Source organism: Janthinobacterium sp. NKUCC06_STL (assembly GCF_019345455.1).
Taxonomy (GTDB): domain Bacteria; phylum Pseudomonadota; class Gammaproteobacteria; order Burkholderiales; family Burkholderiaceae_D; genus Janthinobacterium; species Janthinobacterium rivuli.
On record NZ_JAHKQY010000001.1, the window covers coordinates 1,633,327 to 1,652,224 of the forward strand.

General features: G+C 63.1%; 19 protein-coding genes. All 19 read right to left on the reverse strand.

The window, feature by feature from the left end:
- Positions 1–27 precede the first annotated feature (27 nt).
- Positions 28–435 (reverse strand): hypothetical protein, encoded by a 408-nt coding sequence (locus KO539_RS07385; protein WP_219308145.1) that lies wholly within the window; start codon positions 433–435, stop codon positions 28–30.
- A 10-nt stretch (positions 436–445) separates the two neighbouring features.
- Positions 446–1,708: a hypothetical protein gene (locus tag KO539_RS07390; RefSeq protein ID WP_219308147.1), complete on the reverse strand. Its 1,263-nt coding sequence runs from the start codon at positions 1,706–1,708 to the stop codon at positions 446–448.
- Positions 1,709–2,095: 387 nt separating this feature from the next.
- Positions 2,096–4,147, reverse strand: coding sequence for a phenylacetic acid degradation bifunctional protein PaaZ (gene paaZ, locus KO539_RS07395; protein WP_219308149.1), 2,052 nt, complete (start codon positions 4,145–4,147; stop codon positions 2,096–2,098).
- Positions 4,148–4,170: 23 nt separating this feature from the next.
- The gene (gene paaY, locus KO539_RS07400) at positions 4,171–4,785 is read right to left on the reverse strand and encodes a phenylacetic acid degradation protein PaaY (RefSeq protein ID WP_035822296.1); all 615 of its coding nucleotides are present in this window, start codon (positions 4,783–4,785) and stop codon (positions 4,171–4,173) included.
- Between the two features lie 91 nt (positions 4,786–4,876).
- Positions 4,877–5,608, reverse strand: coding sequence for an ABC transporter ATP-binding protein (locus tag KO539_RS07405; RefSeq protein ID WP_257626199.1), 732 nt, complete (start codon positions 5,606–5,608; stop codon positions 4,877–4,879).
- The gene (locus tag KO539_RS07410; RefSeq protein WP_219308151.1) at positions 5,608–6,363 is read right to left on the reverse strand and encodes an ABC transporter ATP-binding protein; all 756 of its coding nucleotides are present in this window, start codon (positions 6,361–6,363) and stop codon (positions 5,608–5,610) included. The genes KO539_RS07405 and KO539_RS07410 overlap by 1 nt, the downstream gene beginning before the upstream one ends.
- A 1-nt stretch (position 6,364) precedes the next feature.
- Entirely contained in the window at positions 6,365–7,348 is a 984-nt protein-coding gene (locus KO539_RS07415) for a branched-chain amino acid ABC transporter permease (RefSeq protein WP_219308153.1), read from the reverse strand.
- The gene (locus KO539_RS07420; RefSeq protein ID WP_219308155.1) at positions 7,345–8,223 is read right to left on the reverse strand and encodes a branched-chain amino acid ABC transporter permease; all 879 of its coding nucleotides are present in this window, start codon (positions 8,221–8,223) and stop codon (positions 7,345–7,347) included. Before KO539_RS07420 ends, KO539_RS07415 begins: the two co-directional genes overlap by 4 nt.
- 72 nt (positions 8,224–8,295) lie before the next feature.
- A complete protein-coding gene (locus tag KO539_RS07425; RefSeq protein ID WP_100874518.1) occupies positions 8,296–9,447 on the reverse strand; it encodes an ABC transporter substrate-binding protein in 1,152 nt (383 codons plus the stop codon).
- Positions 9,448–9,538: 91 nt separating this feature from the next.
- The gene (gene pcaF / locus KO539_RS07430; RefSeq protein ID WP_219308156.1) at positions 9,539–10,744 is read right to left on the reverse strand and encodes a 3-oxoadipyl-CoA thiolase; all 1,206 of its coding nucleotides are present in this window, start codon (positions 10,742–10,744) and stop codon (positions 9,539–9,541) included.
- Positions 10,745–10,770: 26 nt separating this feature from the next.
- The gene (gene paaK / locus KO539_RS07435; protein WP_219308662.1) at positions 10,771–12,099 is read right to left on the reverse strand and encodes a phenylacetate--CoA ligase PaaK; all 1,329 of its coding nucleotides are present in this window, start codon (positions 12,097–12,099) and stop codon (positions 10,771–10,773) included.
- 68 nt (positions 12,100–12,167) lie between these two features.
- On the reverse strand, positions 12,168–12,614 hold the full coding sequence (paaI, locus tag KO539_RS07440) for a hydroxyphenylacetyl-CoA thioesterase PaaI (protein ID WP_219308158.1): 447 nt from the start codon (positions 12,612–12,614) through the stop codon (positions 12,168–12,170).
- On the reverse strand, positions 12,604–14,172 hold the full coding sequence (paaH, locus tag KO539_RS07445) for a 3-hydroxyacyl-CoA dehydrogenase PaaH (RefSeq protein ID WP_219308160.1): 1,569 nt from the start codon (positions 14,170–14,172) through the stop codon (positions 12,604–12,606). The genes paaI and paaH overlap by 11 nt, the downstream gene beginning before the upstream one ends.
- 1 nt (position 14,173) lies before the next feature.
- Positions 14,174–14,965: a 2-(1,2-epoxy-1,2-dihydrophenyl)acetyl-CoA isomerase PaaG gene (gene paaG, locus KO539_RS07450; protein WP_219308162.1), complete on the reverse strand. Its 792-nt coding sequence runs from the start codon at positions 14,963–14,965 to the stop codon at positions 14,174–14,176.
- Positions 14,966–15,015: 50 nt separating this feature from the next.
- Entirely contained in the window at positions 15,016–16,095 is a 1,080-nt protein-coding gene (gene paaE, locus KO539_RS07455; protein ID WP_219308164.1) for a 1,2-phenylacetyl-CoA epoxidase subunit PaaE, read from the reverse strand.
- Positions 16,096–16,135: 40 nt separating this feature from the next.
- Positions 16,136–16,681: a 1,2-phenylacetyl-CoA epoxidase subunit PaaD gene (gene paaD, locus KO539_RS07460; RefSeq protein ID WP_219308166.1), complete on the reverse strand. Its 546-nt coding sequence runs from the start codon at positions 16,679–16,681 to the stop codon at positions 16,136–16,138.
- The gene (paaC, locus tag KO539_RS07465) at positions 16,681–17,433 is read right to left on the reverse strand and encodes a 1,2-phenylacetyl-CoA epoxidase subunit PaaC (RefSeq protein WP_035822324.1); all 753 of its coding nucleotides are present in this window, start codon (positions 17,431–17,433) and stop codon (positions 16,681–16,683) included. The genes paaD and paaC overlap by 1 nt, the downstream gene beginning before the upstream one ends.
- A 14-nt stretch (positions 17,434–17,447) precedes the next feature.
- A complete protein-coding gene (gene paaB / locus KO539_RS07470) occupies positions 17,448–17,732 on the reverse strand; it encodes a 1,2-phenylacetyl-CoA epoxidase subunit PaaB (protein ID WP_034746356.1) in 285 nt (94 codons plus the stop codon).
- 28 nt (positions 17,733–17,760) lie between these two features.
- Complete coding sequence (gene paaA, locus KO539_RS07475; protein WP_035822327.1) at positions 17,761–18,750, reverse strand: 1,2-phenylacetyl-CoA epoxidase subunit PaaA; 990 nt, start codon at positions 18,748–18,750, stop codon at positions 17,761–17,763.
- Between the last annotated feature and the right edge of the window lie 148 nt (positions 18,751–18,898).

Consider the following 18,898-nt stretch of genomic DNA (forward strand, 5'->3'; position numbering starts at 1 on the left):
CCGCATGGCGCGTGGCCCGGGCCGGCTTTATGGTGCCGTCAGCACCACTTTGACGCTGGCGTCGACGGCACTCTTTTCGATATAGCCGATGGCTTTCGGATCCGCGGCCACAGCCTTCTTCACGTCGGCGCTATTGGCCACTTCCTTCGGCAAGGTCGCCTTGCCTGTGAAGACCAGCTTGGACCACAAGGCCTTTGCCTGCGACGGTTCCTTGTCCGTCACCTTCTTGTAGAACTCGGCGCGCACGGGCGCGCCTTCCGGCTGGTCGATCGGCGTCATGGCCGTCGATTTACCGAGGAAAAATTGCGCCACCTGTTCATTCGTCATGGCGCCCGCGGCGCTCTTCGGATTGACCACCACGACCACTTCGGCCATGGCGGGAACAGCGGTCGACAAGGCCAGCAAGGCAGCCACATTCAAGATCAATGGTTTCATGCGGCGCTCCTTAGAAAACGAAATCGATGGCGGCGGCAGCCACCGTGACGGGGCCATGGAAACCCGGCTTGGCTTGCACGAACAGGCCCGGGCCGTTCTTCGGCTTGATGCGGTCGATCTGCACCTTCAGCGCGGCCGAACGGTGGAAGTCCCAGCGCACGCCGATGCTGTCCGTCGATTGCTCGAGCTGGTTGCGCGTATAAGCGAGCGTGTCGACGCCCGCCGACAGGGCGCGCAGGGTCGGCGTGCAGGCGGCCGGATAGCCGGCCGGGCAGGATGCGGGCACCGTGTTGTTCACGCGGCCATCGGCCTTCAGGCTGGCGTGGCTGTAGTACGGCAAAAAGGCGCCGATGCGGTAGCCGCCCATCACGTACCACGAGGTGCTGTCGCTGACATAGCTGTCCGTCTTGCGCTTCGCATATTCGGACTGCACCAGCACATTGTTCCAGTCCAGGCCCAGGCCGACGGACGTGAACGACGCCTTCTTGTCCTTCACTTCCAGCGCATCGGCCAGGGCGCCCAGCTGGGCGATCCTGTAGCCGCCGCCGGCCGCGCGCAAGCTGCCCATCAGGGTATTCAGGCTCGGCGAATCGTTGATCGTCAGCTTGGTCTCGGCACGGCCGAAGCGCACGGTGACGGGGCCATGCTCGGCCACCACGTTAAGGGCGACGATGGACTTGCCTTCCACCTGCACGGTCGACGCGGGACCCGTGGCCAGGGTGGCCTTGGTGCGGCCCAGCGCCAGCTGCGTGGTGATGCTGGTGTCGCCCGCGCTGAACTGGTAGGTGCCGTCGATGCCATCGATGCTGTTGAGGGGCACCTGCGAATACATTTCGCCGGGTGGACGCAGCATGGTGTTGGCATAGCCGACGTTGCGGTAATCGGAAATCATGAAGACGGGCAGACCCATGCGGCCAACGCGCACGCTGAAGCTGTCCGATACCTTGGCCTTGGCAAAGGCCCACGCCAGTTCGGCGCCGAAATCGTCCTCGCCATCCTTGCGCGCCAGGCCCTGCACGGTGGCCGACAACCACTGGTTGACGGTGACATTGGCTTGCAGCCCCAGGTTGGAATCGACGCCTGTGCGGGCGGTGCGGCCCGCGCCGGCAGCCTGGTTCGGGCGCGCGAACTGGGCGTTGTCGGTAACGGCCATGGTCAGGGCGGCCGTGCCGTAACCGCTGATCTTGACGGAGGGGCCAGTGGCCTCTTCGGCGTAGGCATGGCTGATGGCCAAGGGCATGGCCAGCAGGAAAATCAGGACGTGTTTATTCATAGTAATTAAATACCCGTAGCGGTGAACGTGGAATGGGACTCGCGGTCGATGGCTCACCGGCCGTAAAAGGCCGGGTCCGTTTTTTTCGCGCCGCCATCGCGTCGAGGAGCGTGCATGGCGGCGTGACCAGTGAGTAAAACCATGCTACAGAGAAAAGGTTTTACGTTGGAAAGTTTTCTTGAGGCAATGAGTGAATTCACCCCTTTTCACGAAAAAAGCACGCGTTCTAGAGGGGTTTATCTAAATAGCACGCCGTGCAAAACCACACTTTCGCTATATTTTTCATACACTTATGGATAATTCAAGACGAAAAGAAATCGGATAAAAAAAGCGCCGCCCGCGCGAAGATCGCGGGCGGCGCCGGCCGATGCGGTGCTACAGCAATGCTTATTCGCGCTTCGACACCAGGGTCAGAATATCGTAGCTGGCCACCAGTTCCTCGTTCTGGTTCGTCACCTGTACGTCCCACGCAACCACGCCCTGCCCCACGCCAAACACGTCCTTGCGGTTGCGGTCGACCTTGCGCTTGCACGTCAGGCGGGCGCGGATGGTGTCGCCAATCGCCACCGGCGCGACGAAGCGCAGGTTGTCCAGGCCATAGTTGGCCAGCACGGGACCGACGCCCGGCGAGACGAACAGGCCGGCGGCGGCGGACAGCACGAAGTAGCCGTGGGCGATGCGCTTGCCGAACTGCGATTCCTTGGCCGCGATTTCATCGAAGTGCATGTAGAAGAAGTCGCCCGAGATGCCGCCGAAGGCGACGATGTCCGCCTCGCTGACGGTGCGGCGGTGCGTCAGCAGCGAGTCGCCCGTCTTCAAGTCCTCGAAGTGCTTGCGGAACGGGTGAATCGGGCTTTCGTTGACGTCCGCGCCGCGCACGTATTCGCCGGTGATGGCCGCCAGCATGGTCGGCGAGCCTTGCACGGCCGCCCGTTGCAGGTAATGGCGCACGGCGCGCACGCCACCCAGTTCCTCGCCGCCGCCCGCGCGGCCAGGGCCGCCGTGCTTCAGTTGCGGCAGGGGCGAGCCATGGCCCGTCGAATCGACGGACGCGACGCGCTCAAGCACGTGCACGCGGCCATGCGTGGCCGCCACTTGCGGCACCACGCGCGCGGCGATCTTCGGATCGCGCGTCACCAGGGTGCTCACCAGGCTGCCCTTGCCGCGCGCGGCCAGGGCCAGCGCTTCATCGATATCGTGGTAGCCCATCATGGTGCTGACGGGGCCGAACGCTTCCACGTCATGCACGGCGTCGTTGCCGAAGGCGTCGCGGCACAGCAGCAAGGTCGGCGAGAAGAAGCTGCCCTCCAGGGCGCCATCGCCCAAAGGACTAAAACCGTCGGCCGCGCCGAACACCACCTCGTTACCCTGCGACAGGGTGGCGACACGTTCCGCCACGTCGTTCTGCTGCTCTTTCGATGCCAGCGCGCCCATGCGCACGCCTTCGATGGACGGATCGCCCACCACCACCTTGGCCAGGCGCTCGCGCAAGCGCGTGCCGACGGCGTCCATCAGGTGCTCGGGCACGATGATGCGGCGGATCGCCGTGCACTTCTGGCCCGACTTGCCCGTCATCTCGCGCACGACTTCCTTGACGAAAAGGTCGAATTCCACGTCGTCCGGCGTGACGTCCGGCGCCAGGATGGCGCAGTTGAGCGAATCGGCTTCGCCGTTGAACGGCACGGACTGGGCGATCAGGTTGGAATTGGTGCGCAGCTTGGCGGCCGTGGCGGCCGATCCCGTGAATGTCACGAAATCCTGGCCATTCAGGCGGTCCAGCAAGTCGCCCGTGGAACCGATCACCAGTTGCAGGCTACCAGCCGGCAGCAAGCCCGATTCATGCATCATGCGCACGACGGCTTGCGTCAGGTAGCTCGTCGCCGTGGCCGGCTTGGCGATGCAGGGCATGGCCGCCAGGAAGCTGGGCGCGAATTTTTCCAGCAAGCCCCAGATGGGGAAATTGAAGGCGTTGATGTGCACGGCCAGGCCGCCGCGCGGCACCAGGATGTGCGTGCCGGCGAAACCGCCTTTTTTACCGAGCGCGATGGCCGGGCCTTCGTGCAGCACGTTCGACGATGGCAGCTCGTTGCTGCCCATGCTGGCGTAGGCGAACAGGGTGCCCGTGCCGCCTTCGATATCGACCCAGCTGTCGGCGCGCGTGGCGCCCGACAAATGCGAGATCGCATACAGCTCTTCCTTGCGCTCGACCAGATACAAGGCCAGTGCCTTCAGGCGCGCGGCGCGCTGCTGGAAATCGAGCGCCATCAGGCCCGGCACGCCCGTCTTGCGCGCATACGTGACGGCTTCGTCAAAGTCGATCTTTTCCGCATGCGTGTGATAGATGACGCGGTTGTTCAAGGCGCTGTGCAGGGGCACGGCGGCGCTTTCGCCCAGCCAGCGGCCGGCGATCAGGCTTTGCAGGGTGGATATGTGAGCCATGTGGTTTACTCCTATGTAGGTTTTTACTGCGCCGCTGCGTTCTTGTGCAGGTGCAGCGGCAAGGCCGATTCGAAATTCAGGCGCTGGCGGTTCGCCTCGACTTCCGTCAGGGCTTCCACTTCGCGCATTGTCTGCATCGAGCGCACGGCCAGTTCGTGGTACTGGCCCGTGCCCGAGCTTTTCCATTTGATTTCATCGTCGGTCAGCGCGCGGATGATCTTGGCGGGCGTGCCCACCACCATGCTGCGCGGCGCGACGATCATGCCCGCCTTGACGAAACTCATGGCCGCGACGATGGATTCCTCGCCGATCACGGCGTTATCCATCACCACGGCGTTCATGCCGACGAGCGCATTGCGGCCGATGCGGCAGCCGTGCAGCACGGCGCCATGGCCGATATGGCCGTCGACTTCGACCACCGTGTCGCAGCCGGGGAAGCCATGCATGACGCAGGTATCCTGCAGGTTGGCGCCCTCTTCCAGGATCAATCGGCCGAAGTCGCCGCGGATCGAGGCCAGCGGACCGATATAGCAGCGCGGACCGACGATCACGTCGCCGATCAGCACGGCCGACGGGTGCACATAGGCGCTGGGGTGGACGACGGGGGTGACGCCGTTGATTTCGTAGACTTTGACCATATTGCTCTCCAAAACATTATTGCCAGCCGTAGCGGCTGATGTCGGATTACGCGCAAGCAGCTCGGCGCCCCCGCTAATCCGACCTACGTCATCACATACCCAAGTAGGCGCTTTGCACCTGCTCGTTATGCAGCAATTCGGGACCGGGACCGGACAAGGTGATGGCGCCCGTCTCGATCACATAGCCCACGTCGGCAATCGACAGAGCCGCATGCGCGTTCTGCTCGACGAGGAAAATGGTGATGCCCTGGTCGCGCAGTTCGGCCACGATGCGGAATATCTCCGCGATCAGGAGCGGTGCCAGGCCCATGCTCGGCTCATCGAGCAGCAGCAGTTGCGGACGGCCCATCAGCGCGCGCGCCATGGCCAGCATCTGCTGCTGTCCGCCCGATAGCGTCCCGGCCAGCAGCAGGCGCTTTTCCTTCAGGATCGGGAACAGGCCATACATGCGTTCCATGTCACCGACCACGTCCTGCTGTGGGCGTGTAAACGCGCCCAGGCGCAGATTGTCTTCCACCGTCATGGGGCCGAATACTTGCCGCCCTTCCGGCACCTGGCAAATGCCGCTGCGCACGCGCTTGTCCGCGCTCATGCGGCTGACATCCTGGCCGGCGAAAGCGATGCTGCCGGCGCTGACCGGCTGCACGCCGGAGATGGCCCGCAGCAGGGTCGTCTTGCCGGCGCCATTCGCGCCTACCAGCGCCACCAGCTGGCCCTGGCGCACTTGCAGGTCGATGCCGTGCAAGGCCTGGATGCGGCCATAATGGCTGGTCAATCCCTGGATGTCGAGCACCAGCGGTGTCTGAGGTTTTTCCATCTTCATCATGCCGCCACTCCCAGATAGGCCGCCACCACGTCGGGATTGGCGCGCACTTCGGCGGCGGTCCCTTCGGCCAGCTTCTTGCCATAGTCGAGCACCAAAATATGGTCCGACAGATTCATCACCAGTTTCATGTCATGCTCGACCAGCACCACCGTCACGCCCGATTGCGCCACCTTGCGGATCAGGGTTTCGATCTCGCCCGTCTCCGTGTGGTTCAAGCCCGCCGCCGGCTCATCGAGCAGCAGCACTTTCGGCTTGGCCGCCAGCGCGCGGGCGATTTCCAGGCGTTTCAAGGCGCCATACGACATCTGCCCCGCCTCGTCATCGATGTGCCGGCCCACGCCGACAAACTCCATCAGGCTGGCCGCTTCGTCGCGACAGGCCGCATCCGCGCGGCGCACGGACGGCAAACGCAGCATGGAGGCGAACAGGTTCTGGTTCAGGCGCAAATGCGCGCCCACCATCACGTTATCGATGGCCGTCATGTTCATGCACACTTGCAGGTTTTGAAAAGTGCGGCTCATGCCGCGTCGCGCCAGCGCGTCCGGCGACATGGCGGCCACGTTCTCGCCATTGAGCAGGATCTCGCCCTTGCTCGGCGTGTACACGCCCGTGATCAGGTTGAACAGGGTCGTCTTGCCAGCGCCGTTCGGCCCGATCACGGAATGGATATTGCCTTCCTTGACCGTAAAGCTCACGTCCTGCACCGCGTGCACGCCGCCAAAGCTCTTGCTCAGCTTGTTAATCGTCAGCATCTCACACCTCCTGCGCAGATTGAGGCGGTGCCTTTGGCGTAGCGGAACGCTTGCGCGAACGGCTGGCCAGGCTCGGCACCAGGCCCTTGGGCATAAAGATCATGGTCGCCATCAGGATCACGCCAAACACCACCGTTTCCCAGCCTTCAAAACTGGACAGCAGTTGCGGCAAGATCGTCAGCAGAGCTGCGCCAATGATGGAACCGAAGATCGACGCCATGCCGCCCACCACCACCATCGTCACCAGCTCGATCGAGTGGAAGAAGCCGGCCAGGTTGGGCGTGATGAAACCGATGTAATGGGCGCTGATGCTGCCCGCGATGCTGGCAATGACGGCCGACAGCACGAACACCCGCACCTTGAAACGCGTCGTATCGACGCCGACGACGCGGGCCGCCACTTCCGAACCGTGAATCGCCTGCAGCGCGCGGCCGACGGGCGAGTCGATCAGATTCAACGCCAGCCACGTGACCAGCAGCAGCAATACGGCGCACACCAGGTACCACGATTTTTCACCGGCAATTTCCAGCCCGGCGACGCTGAAAGCGGAGACGCCGATGCCGTCGGGGCCACCCGTCCACTGCGTCTCGTTGTTGATGACGATGGAAATGATGATGCCCAGTCCCAGGGTCGCCATGGCCAGGGTATGGCCCTTGAGTTTCAGCACTGGACGGGCCAGCAACAGCGCCAGCAGGCCAGTCGCGACGGCGCCGGCGGCCAGCGCGGCCAGCGGCGGCCAGTTGTAGTGCGTGGTCAGCACTGCCGATGCATACGCGCCCAGACCATAGAAACCCGCGTGACCCAGGCTGATCTGGCCCGTGTAGCCCATCAACAGGTTCAGGCCAATGACGACGATGGCGTTCAGGGCAATGCGGATCGCCACGTCATAGTAGAACGCATTCGTGAGGAACAGGGGCAGGATGGCCAGCACGAGTGCCAGCACCAGCAAACCACTGTGGCGCGAGCGGGAGAAGAAGGTCGTCATACACGCTCCGAATTTTTAGCGCCGAACAAGCCTTGCGGCAGGAAGAACAGGATCAGCAGAATCAGCACGAAGGGGACGGCGTCTTTATACGCCGACGAGATGTAGCCGGCCGTCATGGCTTCGGCGATGCCGAGGATCAGGCCACCGGCAATCGCGCCCGCGCCGCCACCGAGGCCACCCAATACGGCCGCGACAAAGCCTTTCAGGCCCAGCATGATGCCCGCGTCGTACGAGGTATACGTGATCGGCGCGACGAGAATGCCCCCGGCGGCGCCCAGCAAGGCCGACAAGCCGAACGAGAACAGCAGCACCTTGCGCGTGTTGATGCCCACCAGTTGCGCAGCCAGCTTGTTGTGCGAGGTGGCCAGCATGGCCTTGCCCATCAGGGTGCGGCCAAAGAACCAGCCCAGCACCAGCACGATGACGACCGTCACGCCCAGCACCCACAGGCTTTGCGGCAGCAGGCTGGCGCCCAAAAACTCAATTGGCGCGTCGCCGGAAAAGGCCGGCAGTGTATGCGTATCCTTGCCCAGCCAGATTTGCACCAGGCCGCGCAGCACCAGCGAGGCGCCGATGGTGATGATCAACAGGGTGATGACCTGCACATTTTGCGCCGGTTCGATCACGGTTTTTTCCATCAACAGGCCCACCAGACCGGTGGCGATGACGGCCAGGATGATGGCCAGCGGCAGCGGCACGCCGGCGGCCGACATCACGGCGGCCAGCATCCCGCCCAGCATGATGAACTCACCCTGGGCGAAGTTGATCACGCCGCTGGTGTTGTAGATGATGGTAAAGCCCAGCGCCGCCAGCGCATAGGCGGAACCGACCGTCATCCCGGAATACAGAAATTGTAGAAATTGAGCGACTTCCATGGTGTCTCCATTATGTTCGGCTATGCGCGGGCCGCCTTCAAGGGCGGCCCGCGCAGGTACTTCTGGCTTACATCACTTCGACAATTGCCATTCGCCGTTCTTCACTTCCACCATGCGGAACGCCGACAGGTCCAGGCCCATGTGGTCTTTGGCCGACATGTTGAACACGCCCGTCGTGCCGACAAAACCCTTGGTCGATTCCAGCGCCGCGCGCACTTTCTCGCGGTCCGTGCCGCCGGCGCGCTTGATGGCGTCGACCGACAGGTTCAGGGCGTCGAGCGCATAGCCGCCAAAGGTCGACGGGTCGATCTTGTAGCGGTCTTTATACGTCTTGTCGTAGCCGACGACGATGGCCTTTTGCGCATCGCTGTCCGGCAGCATGGCGCCGATCAAGAGGGCCGGCGTTGGCAGGCGCACCCCTTCGGCGGCCTTGCCCGACAGTTTCAAATACTCGTCGGACGCCACGCCATGCGACTGGTACAGCGGCAGCGCGGCCATGCCCAGCTGGCCATAGTTCTTGGTCACCACGGCAGGACCCTGGCCCAGGCCGAAGACAAAGACGGCTTGCACGCCGGCGGTGTTCTTGATGCGCGTGAGCTGCGCCGTGATGTCCGTATCTTTCGGGCCGTAGGTTTCATCGGCTACCAGGGTGATGCCGTATTTCGAGGCGACGATTTGCGACTCCTTGCGGCCCGAGGCGCCAAAGCCGCTCGTTTCCGACAGCAGGCCCACCTTGCTGATGCCGCGCTTCTTCATGTCTTCGAATACCTTTTCGGCCGCCATGCGGTCCGTGTGCGGCGTCTTGAAGACCCATTTCTTGACCGGGTCGATGATGACCACGGCGCCCGCCAGCGAGATGAAAGGCATGCTGGCGCGATCCACCAGCGGCGCCATCGCCATCGTCGCGCCCGTGGTGGTGCCGCCGATCAGCACGTCGACCTTGTCGGACTCGATCAGGCGCTTGGTAAAACCGTTGGCCTTGGCGGCATCGCTGCCATCGTCGTAATGCACCAGTTCCAGCTTGCGTCCCAGCACGCCGCCGGCCGCATTGATCTTCTCGATGTACAGCTGCAGGGTTTTCAATTCCGGGTCGCCCAGGAAGGCGGCCGGTCCCGTGACGGACAGCACGGAGCCGATCTTGATGTTATCGGCCGCATACGCGCCCGCGGCGGACATGGCCAGCACGCCGGCGATCAGGGTTTTCTTGAAGATATTGGCAATCATTATGGTCTCCACCAGGTTGGCACTACGGTCAATTATGGTTGGCGCTTTTTTACAAGCCTGCGCCTTTTATGTTTACTTTGTTTTTACTTTGTTATACGCGTTCAATCACGACGGCAATACCCTGCCCCACGCCGATGCACATGGTGCACAGCGCATAGCGCCCGCCAGTCCGCTCCAGCTGGTTCAGCGCCGCCATCACCAGGCGCGCGCCCGATGCGCCCAGCGGATGGCCGATGGCAATCGCGCCGCCATTCGGATTCACGTGGGCCGCATCGTCCGCCAGGCCCAGGTCGCGCGTGACGGCCAGGGCTTGCGCGGCAAACGCTTCATTGAGCTCGATCACGTCCATCTGTTCGATGGTGAGACCTGTTTGCGCCAGCACCTTGCGCGACGCGGGCGATGGGCCAAAGCCCATGATGCGCGGCGCCAGGCCGGCCGTGGCCATGCCCAGCACTTTTGCGCGCGGCGTCAATTTGTATTTGTCGACGGCGGCGGCGGACGCCAGCAGGATGGCGCAAGCGCCATCGTTCAAGCCCGAGGCATTGCCGGCCGTGACCGTGCCGTCCACTTTCACGACACCCTTCAATTTCGCCAGCATCTCGATCGAGGTGTCGGGGCGCGGATGTTCATCCATCGTCACCATCTTCGGCTCGCCTTTTTTCTGCGGCACGGCGACGGGCACGATTTCACGATCAAAGACGCCAGCCGCGTTGGCCACCGCCCAGCGCTGCTGGCTGCGCAAGGCCAGACCATCCTGGTCGGCGCGGCTGATGCCGAACTCCACGGCCACGTTTTCCGCCGTTTCCGGCATGGTGTCGATGCCGTACTGCGCCTTCATCTTGCCGTTCACAAAACGCCAGCCCAGGGTCGTGTCTTCGATTTTCGCCGCGCGCGAAAACGCGCTGTCGGCCTTGCCCATCACGAACGGCGCGCGCGTCATGCTTTCCACGCCGCCGGCGATGATCAGTTCCGCCTCGCCCGCCTTGATGGAACGGGCAGCCATGCCCACGGCGTCCAGGCTCGAGCCGCACAGGCGGTTGATGGTATTGGCCGGCACGGCCGCCGGCAAGCCGGCCAGCAGCGCGGCCATGCGGCCCACGTTGCGGTTGTCCTCGCCCGCCTGGTTGGCGCAGCCGTAGAAGACGTCGTCGATGGCGGACCAGTCGACGGACGGGTTACGGGCAACCAGCGCGGCAATCGGCAGCGCGCCCAGGTCGTCCGCGCGCACGCTGGACAGCGCACCGCCATAGCGGCCGAAGGGTGTGCGTACGGCGTCACAGATAAAGGCTTCGTTCATGTCTGGTTCCTTGTTCGGGCGGGCTATCAGGAAAAAATCTTCGGGCGCTGGTCGACCACGCGGCGGGCCTTGCCCGTCAGCGTGCGTTCGATGCCGGCGGCGGCCACCAGACGCACGCGCGTGCTCACGCCCACATGGGTCTTGATGCGGTGTTCCAGCTCGCGCGCCAGCGCGTCCGTTTCGCTGGCCGAGATGGTGGCGGTCAGGTCGATACGCAATTCGGCGATCACTTCCAGTTTGTCGAGGTGGCCGTCGCGCGTCACCACCAGCTGGTATTGCGGCGCCAGACGCGGCATCTTGAGGATCAGCTCTTCGATCTGCGTGGGGAAGACGTTCACGCCGCGGATGATCAGCATGTCGTCGGAACGGCCCGTGATCTTGCCGATGCGGCGCATCGAACGCGAGGTCGGCGGCAGCAAACGGGTCAGGTCGCGCGTGCGGTAGCGGATGATGGGCAGCGCTTCTTTCGACAGCGAGGTAAACACCAGCTCGCCCTCTTCGCCGTCCGGCAGCACTTCGCCCGTTTCCGGGTCGATGATCTCCGGGTAAAAATGGTCTTCCCAGATGACGGGACCATCCTTGCTTTCGATGCATTCGGATGCCACGCCAGGCCCCATCACTTCGGACAGGCCGTAGATATCGACGGCGTCGATACCGGCGCGCGCTTCAATTTCCGAACGCATGGCGTCCGTCCACGGCTCGGCGCCGAAGATGCCCACCTTCAGCGACGATTCGGCCGGGTCCAGGCCCTGGCGCGTGAATTCCTCGATGATGTTGAGCATGTACGATGGCGTGACCATGATGATAGCCGGCTTGAAGTCCTGGATCAGCTGCACCTGCTTTTCCGTCTGCCCGCCGGACATCGGGATGACCGTGCAGCCCAGGCGCTCAGCGCCGTAGTGCGCGCCCAGGCCGCCCGTGAACAGGCCGTAACCGTAGGAGATATGCACCATGTCGCCCGCGCGGCCACCGCCGGCACGGATCGAGCGCGCCACCACGTTGGCCCAGGTATCGATGTCGTTCTGCGTGTAGCCGACCACCGTGGCCTTGCCCGTGGTGCCGCTCGACGCGTGGATGCGCACCACTTGCTCGCGCGGCACGGCGAACAGGCCGAACGGGTAATTGTCGCGCAAGACTTTTTTATCGGTGAACGGGAACTTGGCCAGGTCGGACAGGGATTTGAGGTCGTCCGGATGCACGCCCGCTTCGTCAAAAGCGGCGCGGTAATGGGGCACGTTGTCATACGCGTGCTTGAGCGTCCATTTCATGCGTTCGAGCTGCAGCGCCTGCAGTTCATCCTTGCTGGCGCGCTCGATCGGCTCGAGGTCATTCGGGGAAGGCGTACGTTGGACCATCATTGTCTCCTGAATCGTTTCTATCACTGTGTAATTTGTACCGGCAGTTCAAGCCTGCTCTTGTCACTTCAATTGCTGATAACTTCACCGGCCACGCGGATCGACTTGCCGCGGAAGAGTGCAATGGCGCGCCCCTCCTGGTTGCTGACCTTGACGTCGTAGACGCCGCTCTTGCCGGCCAGCGCCTGCTCGACGGCATGCGCCGTCAGCACGTCGCCTTCACGGCCCGGCGCCAGGTAATCGATGGTGCAGCCGGCGCCCACGGTGTTCAGGTTGTAGCTGTTGCAGGCGAAGGCGAAGGCGCTGTCGGCCAGGGCGAAGATAAAACCGCCGTGGCAGGTCTGGTGGCCATTGAGCATGTCGGCGCGCACCGTCATCGTCATGCGCGCATGGCCGGGGCCCACTGCGGCCAGGGCGATGCCCATGGCGGCGGTGGCGTTGTCACGCGACAGCATGGAGGCGGCGGCCGCTTCAGCCAGGGCTTGTGCAGTGATGTTGTGGTCTTCATTCGGCATGAAAGCGATCTCCATTGGCAAGTTTGCGGCGCAGCAGCGGCGAGACCCGGTAGCGGTCTTCGCCATAGCCCAGCGCCAGGTGCTGCAATACGGTGACGATGTGCTGGACGCCGACGGCATCGGCCCAGGCCAGCGGCCCGCGCGGATAATTGACGCCTTTCTGCATGGCGATATCGACGGCGGCCACCGTGCACACGCCCTGGTTGACGGCGTCGGCCGCCTCGTTGGCCAGCATGGCGACCGTGCGCATGACGGCCAGGCCAGGCACGTCGTCCAGGCGCGTGACGATGAAACCGGCCGCCTGGAACAGGCCGACGACGGCCGCGTAGGCGGCATCGCTGCACTGGTCGGCACGGGCTACGGCGATGCGCTTGGCACCGGCGTAATCGAGCGCCAGGTCGAACAGCACCGTATCCGGATGCTGGTTGTCGTGCGCGCGCTGGGTGGCGCTGCGCCCATCGGTGAGGTAAATCGCGGCGCCATGGCAATGCAGGGCCGGCGCCTCGTCGTGCGCCTGGCCTTCCTGCGTCACGCGGCGGCTGACGGTGATGCCCACCTGCTCGAGCCGCTGCACCAGGCTGCGGATGATGCCGCTGTGGCCACGGCCATCGCCGCCGATGGCGGCTGACAGGGCGACGAATTCCGGGGTCGCTTGCGCGCTTTCCGCCTGCGCCACGGGGGCAACGGCGCCTTCGCCATACGGGTAAAAGCCGCGGCCCGATTTGCGGCCGAGGAAACCGGCGTTGACCATTTCCTGCTGCAGCACGGACGGCGTGAAGCGCGGGTCGTTGAAATAGGCGCCGAACACGGATTGCGTGACGGAGAAATTCACGTCATGGCCGATCAGGTCCATCAGCTCGAATGGGCCCATGCGGAAACCGCCCGCTTCACGCAGCACGCAATCGATGGTGGCGGCGTCGCCCGCCTGTTCGTTCAGCAAGCGCCAGCCTTCCGCGTAAAACGGACGGGCGACACGGTTGACGATGAAGCCCGGCGTCGATTTCGCATGCACGGGGTTCTTGCCCCAGGCGATCGACGTATCGTAGACGGTGGCGGCCACCTGCTCGCTGGTGGCCAGGCCACTGATCACTTCGACCAGCGCCATCAGGGGCACGGGATTAAAGAAATGCATGCCGACCAGGCGTTCCGGGCGGCGCAGCTTGGCGGCAATCGCCGTGACGGAAATCGACGAGGTATTCGTCGCCAGGATGCAGTCATCACTGACCAAGGCTTCGAGTTCCGCGAACAGGCCGCGCTTGACGTCGAGGTTTTCCACGATGGCTTCCACCACCAGGGCGCAATCGCTCACATCGGCCAGGCTGCCGGCCGCCTGCAGGCGCGCCGTGGCGGCCGTGGCTTCGTCAAGCGTCATGCGGCCCTTGTCGGCCAGCTTCGCGTACATCTTGCCGATGTCGGCCAACGCCTTGCTGACGGCTTCCGCCCGCGTGTCATACAGTTTGACCCGGTAGCCAGCAGCCGCGGCCACCTGCGCGATACCGGCCCCCATGGCGCCGCTACCGATGACGGCGACGATACTGTTATTTGCCAATGCGGTCATATCAATGTCCCTTGAATTGCGGTGCGCGCTTTTCCATGAAGGCGGCCACGCCTTCGCGGTAATCGTCGCTGTTACCGAGATCGCTCATCATGCGCGCTTCCAGCGCAAGCTGCTGCGGAAGGGTATTGGCGCCGCTGGCGGCCAGCGCCTGCTTGGTGTAGGCCAGGCCCTTGGTCGGCGCCGTGGAAAAATGCACGGCCAGCTTGCGCGTTTCCTGCGCCAGTTCAGCATCCTCGACGCATTTCCAGATCAAGCCCCAGTCTTCCGCCTTTTCCGCCGTCAGTTTTTCGCCGAGCATGGCCAGGCCCATGGCGCGCGCCGAACCGATCAGGCGCGGCAGGAAGAAGGTGCCGCCCGTGTCCGGGATCAGGCCCAGTTTGCAGAACACTTCGACAAAACTGGCCGACTTGCCGGCGATGACGATGTCGCAGGCCAGCGCCAGATTGGCGCCCGCGCCGGCGGCAACGCCGTTGACAGCGCAAATCACGGGCATGGGCAAAGCCTTCAAGGCCAGCACCAGCGGCGCATAGTTTTTTTCCACCGACTCGCCCAGGTCCACGCCCTTCGAGCCTGGTTCCACGGCGCGGTCGGACAAATCCTGGCCCGCGCAAAAGCCGCGGCCCGCCCCCGTCAATACGAACACGCGCACGCTGCTGTCGGCGTTGACTTTCGCAATCGCGTCGCGCACTTCCTCGTGCATGGCTTGCGTAAAGCTATTGAGCTTGTCGGGACGGTTCAGGGTCAGGGTGGCGATACCCTGTTCGATGGTGAAGAGGATGTTTTGGTAGCTCATGGCGTCTCGCTTTGGTAATAGGTACGGCAGGGCGCGTGCCCTGCGCCGGCTTATTCTGCCTGGTCGAAGTCGACCACGACCTTGTCTGTGAGAGGGAAACTCTGGCAACTGAGGACGAAGCCGCGCGCCACTTCGTAGTCTTCCAGCGCGTAGTTGACGTCCATTTCGACTTTGCCGTCGAGGATCTTGCAGCGGCAGGTCGAGCATACGCCGCCCTTGCACGAGTAGCGCATGTCCAATCCGGCGCGCAGGCCCGCGTCGAGGAGGGATTCCTTGTCCTTTTCCATCGTGAAGGTGGTGTGGTTGCCGTCCATGATGACGGTCACTTCCGTTTCCTGCACAGTATCGGCGGCCAGCTGGGCGCGCGGCTTGTGGGCATTTTTCGGGATGCTGGCGGCGAACAGTTCGATCTTGATATTCTGCTTGGGCATGCCGGCCGCCTGCAGGGCGGCGGACACGCCCAGCATCATGTCTTCCGGGCCGCAGATGAAGGCGTTGTCGTAGTCTTCGACCTTGATCCAGTGCTGCAGGAATTGCTCGCATTTTTCCTGCGTGATGCGGCCGTTGAACAGTTCGATATCCTGCTGCTCGCGGCTCATCACGTAGACGAGGTTCAAACGCTCCAGGTACACATCCTTCAGATCCGTCAATTCTTCCTTGAAGATGACGGATGACGAGGCGCGGTTACCGTAGAAAAGGGTGAAGCGGCTCAGTGGTTCCGTCAGCAGGGTCGTCTTGATGATGGAGAGGATGGGCGTGATGCCGCTGCCGGCCGCGAACGCCAGGTAATGCTTGCGGTTGACGCAGTCGAGCGGCACGTTGAAGTGGCCCATGGGTGGCATCACTTCGATGGTGGCGCCGGCCTTCAGGGTGTCGTTCGCCCAGGTGGAAAAGGCGCCGCCCGGCGTGCGCTTGATGGCCACGCGCAGGGTGCCGTCCTGCACCGCCGAACAGATGGAGTACGAGCGGCGCACGTCTTCCGCATTGATATTGGCGCGCAGGGTCAGGTGCTGGCCCTGCTGGAAGCGGAACTGCTGCTGCAATTCAGCTGGCACGTCGAACGTGACGGCGATGGTGTCGCGCGTTTCGTTGCGCACCTTGGCCACGCACAGCGGATAAAATTTACTCATGCTTCATCTCCAGTTTCTTCGGAACGTGTGCCTGATTTTTTTAGTGGCACTTGAAGTAGTCAAACGGTTCGCGGCAATCGATGCATTTGTACAGGGCCTTGCACGGCGTGGAGCCGAACTGGCTGGTCAGCTGCGTATGCGTGGAACCGCAGTTCGGGCAGATCACGTCCAGCTTCGGCATGGGCCGACGCTTGACGCCACCCGCTGCTCCTCTACCAAGGCCGCTGATGTCGATCACCTGCTGCTGCGGCGGGGCGATGCCATAGCCTTTCAGCTTGGCCTTGCCTTCTTCGCTCATCCAGTCCGTCGTCCACGCGGGCGCCAGCTGGTTCACCAGGGTCACCTTGGCCACGCCATGGCTGCGCAAGGCATCCGTGACGGCGTCGGCGATCACCTGCATGGCCGGGCAGCCCGAATACGTGGGCGTGATCGTCACGATGCACTCTTCGCTGCTGACCACGTCGACGGCGCGCACGATGCCCAGGTCCACCACCGAAATGACGGGGATTTCCGGGTCCGGCACGTCGCCGAGCCAGGCCCAGACCTGGGCGGCGTCCAGCGCCGCGGCGCCAGCGGCCGTGTTCATTACCACTCCGCCCCGGGATAGGCGCGCTGCAGGAACTGCATCTCGGCCAGGATAAAACCCAGGTGCTCCGTGTGCGTGCCCTGCTTGCCGCCCTTTTGCATCCAGGCGTCGGGCGCCGGCATGGTCAAGGTGGCTTCGGCGAAAATCTCGGCCACGTGTTCGAGGAAAGCGCGGCGCAGCACGTCCGATGGCGGCGCGATGCCGGCGGCGACCATGGCCTGGTCGACGGCGTCATACGTGAACATCTCGCCCGTGTACATCCACAGCTGGTCGGCGGCGGCCTGCGTTTTCGCGTGGCTGTCCGCCGTGCCGTCGCCGAGGCGCACGATCAGGTCGCCGCTGCGGCGCAAGTGATAGGTCACTTCCTTGATCGACTTTTGCGCCACCTCGACGATGCGCGCATCCGCCGATTTCGTCAGTTCCAGCAGCTGGAAATAGTGCCAGCTGTCGAAGAAGAACTGGCGCATCATCGTGTCGGCGTAATTGCCGTTCGGCTGCTCGACCAGCAGGCAGTTCTTGAAGTCGTGGGCGTCGCGCAAAAAGGCGATGTCGTCCTCGTCGCGGCCCGCGTTTTCCAGTTCGGCCGCATAGCTGAACCACAAACGCGTCTGACCCAGCAAGTCCAGCGCCACGTTGGTCAGCGCCATGTCTTCTTCCAGCGCCGGCCCCTTGCCGCACAGCTGCGACAACTGCTGGCTGAGGATCAGGGCGTTGTCGCCCAGGCGCAAGAGGTAATTGACCTTGTCATCCATTGCAAGCGCTCCCATCACAGGTTCTTGACTTCTTCCGGCATCGGGAAGAAGGTGGGATGGCGGTACACCTTGCTGTTCGACGGTTCGAACAGGGCGCCCTTGTCGCCGGGGCTGCTGGCAACGATATCGGCCGCGCGCACCACCCAGATGCTCACGCCTTCATTGCGGCGCGTATAGACGTCGCGCGCATGGTTGACCGCCATGGTGGCGTCGGAAGCGTGCAGGCTGCCCACATGCTTGTGCGCCAGGCCGTGCTGGCTGCGGATGAAAACTTCCCACAATGGCCATTCTTTGCTCATGTTGCTATCCCCTATCTGTCTTATGTATTTACGCTGCCGCTTTGCTAGCAGCTTGCTTGTCTGCATACGCGACCAAGGCATCGCGGAACCATGCGCCGTCTTCGTACGCTTTGACGCGCGTTTGCAGGCGTTCGCGGTTGCACGGGCCATTGCCCTTCAGGACGTTGTTGAACTCGGACCAGTCGATCTCGCCGAATTCATAATGGCCCGTTTCCGCATTGAACTTCAGGTCGGGATCGGGCACGGTCAAGCCCAGGTATTCGATTTGCGGCACGGTCTGGTCGACCATGCGCTGGCGCAATTCGTCGTTCGAGAACAGCTTGATGCGCCATTGCGCCGACTGGGCGCTGTTGACGGAGGCGGCGTCGGACGGGCCGAACATCATCAACGAAGGCCACCACCAGCGGTTCAAGGCATCCTGCGCCATGGCTTTCTGCTCGGGCGTGCCCTTGCACAGCGACATCATGATGTCGTAGCCCTGGCGCGCATGGAACGATTCTTCCTTGCACACGCGGATCATGGCGCGCGCATACGGACCGTAGGAGCAGCGGCACAGGGGAATCTGGTTGATGATGGCGGAACCGTCGACCAGCCAGCCGATGGCGCCCATGTCGGCCCACGACAGGGTCGGATAGTTAAAGATGCTGGAATACTTGGCTTTGCCCGAGTGCAAGGCGGCCAGCAAGTCGTCGCGCGACACGCCCAGGGTTTCCGCAGCGCTGTACAGGTACAAGCCGTGACCCGCTTCGTCCTGGATCTTCGCCAGCAGGATCGATTTGCGTTTCAGGGTCGGCGCGCGCGTGACCCAGTTACCTTCGGGCAATTGGCCGACGATTTCCGAGTGCGCGTGCTGCGAAATCTGGCGGATCAGGGTCTTGCGGTAGGCGTCCGGCATCCAGTCCTTGGCCTCGATCTTGATGCCTTCGTCGATGCGTGCCTGGAAAGCGCGCTCTTCCTGGCCCATGTCGTCGAGGGAACGGACGTTCTTGAGGCCGGTTTCAACCATTTGTGCGTACATGATCTGTCTCCCATGTCTTTGATTTTGCGCAGCAACGCGGTGCGATGAATAGATAATACGATACAAAAAACGATTTGCATACACTTGATATGAATCATTTTAAAATTTCGTATCTTGTGCGGCTTTTTTGTGCGTATGATATTGCTTA

What these genes read in the sequence shown, in the direction of transcription:
- KO539_RS07385 (WP_219308145.1), bottom strand. Translation starts at nt 435, where the DNA reads ATGAAACCATTGATCTTGAATGTGGCTGCCTTGCTGGCCTTGTCGACC.
- KO539_RS07390 (WP_219308147.1), bottom strand. Translation starts at nt 1,708, where the DNA reads ATGAATAAACACGTCCTGATTTTCCTGCTGGCCATGCCCTTGGCCATC.
- paaZ (WP_219308149.1), bottom strand. Translation starts at nt 4,147, where the DNA reads ATGGCTCACATATCCACCCTGCAAAGCCTGATCGCCGGCCGCTGGCTG.
- paaY (WP_035822296.1), bottom strand. Translation starts at nt 4,785, where the DNA reads ATGGTCAAAGTCTACGAAATCAACGGCGTCACCCCCGTCGTCCACCCC.
- KO539_RS07405 (WP_257626199.1), bottom strand. Translation starts at nt 5,608, where the DNA reads ATGAAGATGGAAAAACCTCAGACACCGCTGGTGCTCGACATCCAGGGA.
- KO539_RS07410 (WP_219308151.1), bottom strand. Translation starts at nt 6,363, where the DNA reads ATGCTGACGATTAACAAGCTGAGCAAGAGCTTTGGCGGCGTGCACGCG.
- KO539_RS07415 (WP_219308153.1), bottom strand. Translation starts at nt 7,348, where the DNA reads ATGACGACCTTCTTCTCCCGCTCGCGCCACAGTGGTTTGCTGGTGCTG.
- KO539_RS07420 (WP_219308155.1), bottom strand. Translation starts at nt 8,223, where the DNA reads ATGGAAGTCGCTCAATTTCTACAATTTCTGTATTCCGGGATGACGGTC.
- KO539_RS07425 (WP_100874518.1), bottom strand. Translation starts at nt 9,447, where the DNA reads ATGATTGCCAATATCTTCAAGAAAACCCTGATCGCCGGCGTGCTGGCC.
- pcaF (WP_219308156.1), bottom strand. Translation starts at nt 10,744, where the DNA reads ATGAACGAAGCCTTTATCTGTGACGCCGTACGCACACCCTTCGGCCGC.
- paaK (WP_219308662.1), bottom strand. Translation starts at nt 12,099, where the DNA reads ATGGTCCAACGTACGCCTTCCCCGAATGACCTCGAGCCGATCGAGCGC.
- paaI (WP_219308158.1), bottom strand. Translation starts at nt 12,614, where the DNA reads ATGCCGAATGAAGACCACAACATCACTGCACAAGCCCTGGCTGAAGCG.
- paaH (WP_219308160.1), bottom strand. Translation starts at nt 14,172, where the DNA reads ATGACCGCATTGGCAAATAACAGTATCGTCGCCGTCATCGGTAGCGGC.
- paaG (WP_219308162.1), bottom strand. Translation starts at nt 14,965, where the DNA reads ATGAGCTACCAAAACATCCTCTTCACCATCGAACAGGGTATCGCCACC.
- paaE (WP_219308164.1), bottom strand. Translation starts at nt 16,095, where the DNA reads ATGAGTAAATTTTATCCGCTGTGCGTGGCCAAGGTGCGCAACGAAACG.
- paaD (WP_219308166.1), bottom strand. Translation starts at nt 16,681, where the DNA reads ATGAACACGGCCGCTGGCGCCGCGGCGCTGGACGCCGCCCAGGTCTGG.
- paaC (WP_035822324.1), bottom strand. Translation starts at nt 17,433, where the DNA reads ATGGATGACAAGGTCAATTACCTCTTGCGCCTGGGCGACAACGCCCTG.
- paaB (WP_034746356.1), bottom strand. Translation starts at nt 17,732, where the DNA reads ATGAGCAAAGAATGGCCATTGTGGGAAGTTTTCATCCGCAGCCAGCAC.
- paaA (WP_035822327.1), bottom strand. Translation starts at nt 18,750, where the DNA reads ATGTACGCACAAATGGTTGAAACCGGCCTCAAGAACGTCCGTTCCCTC.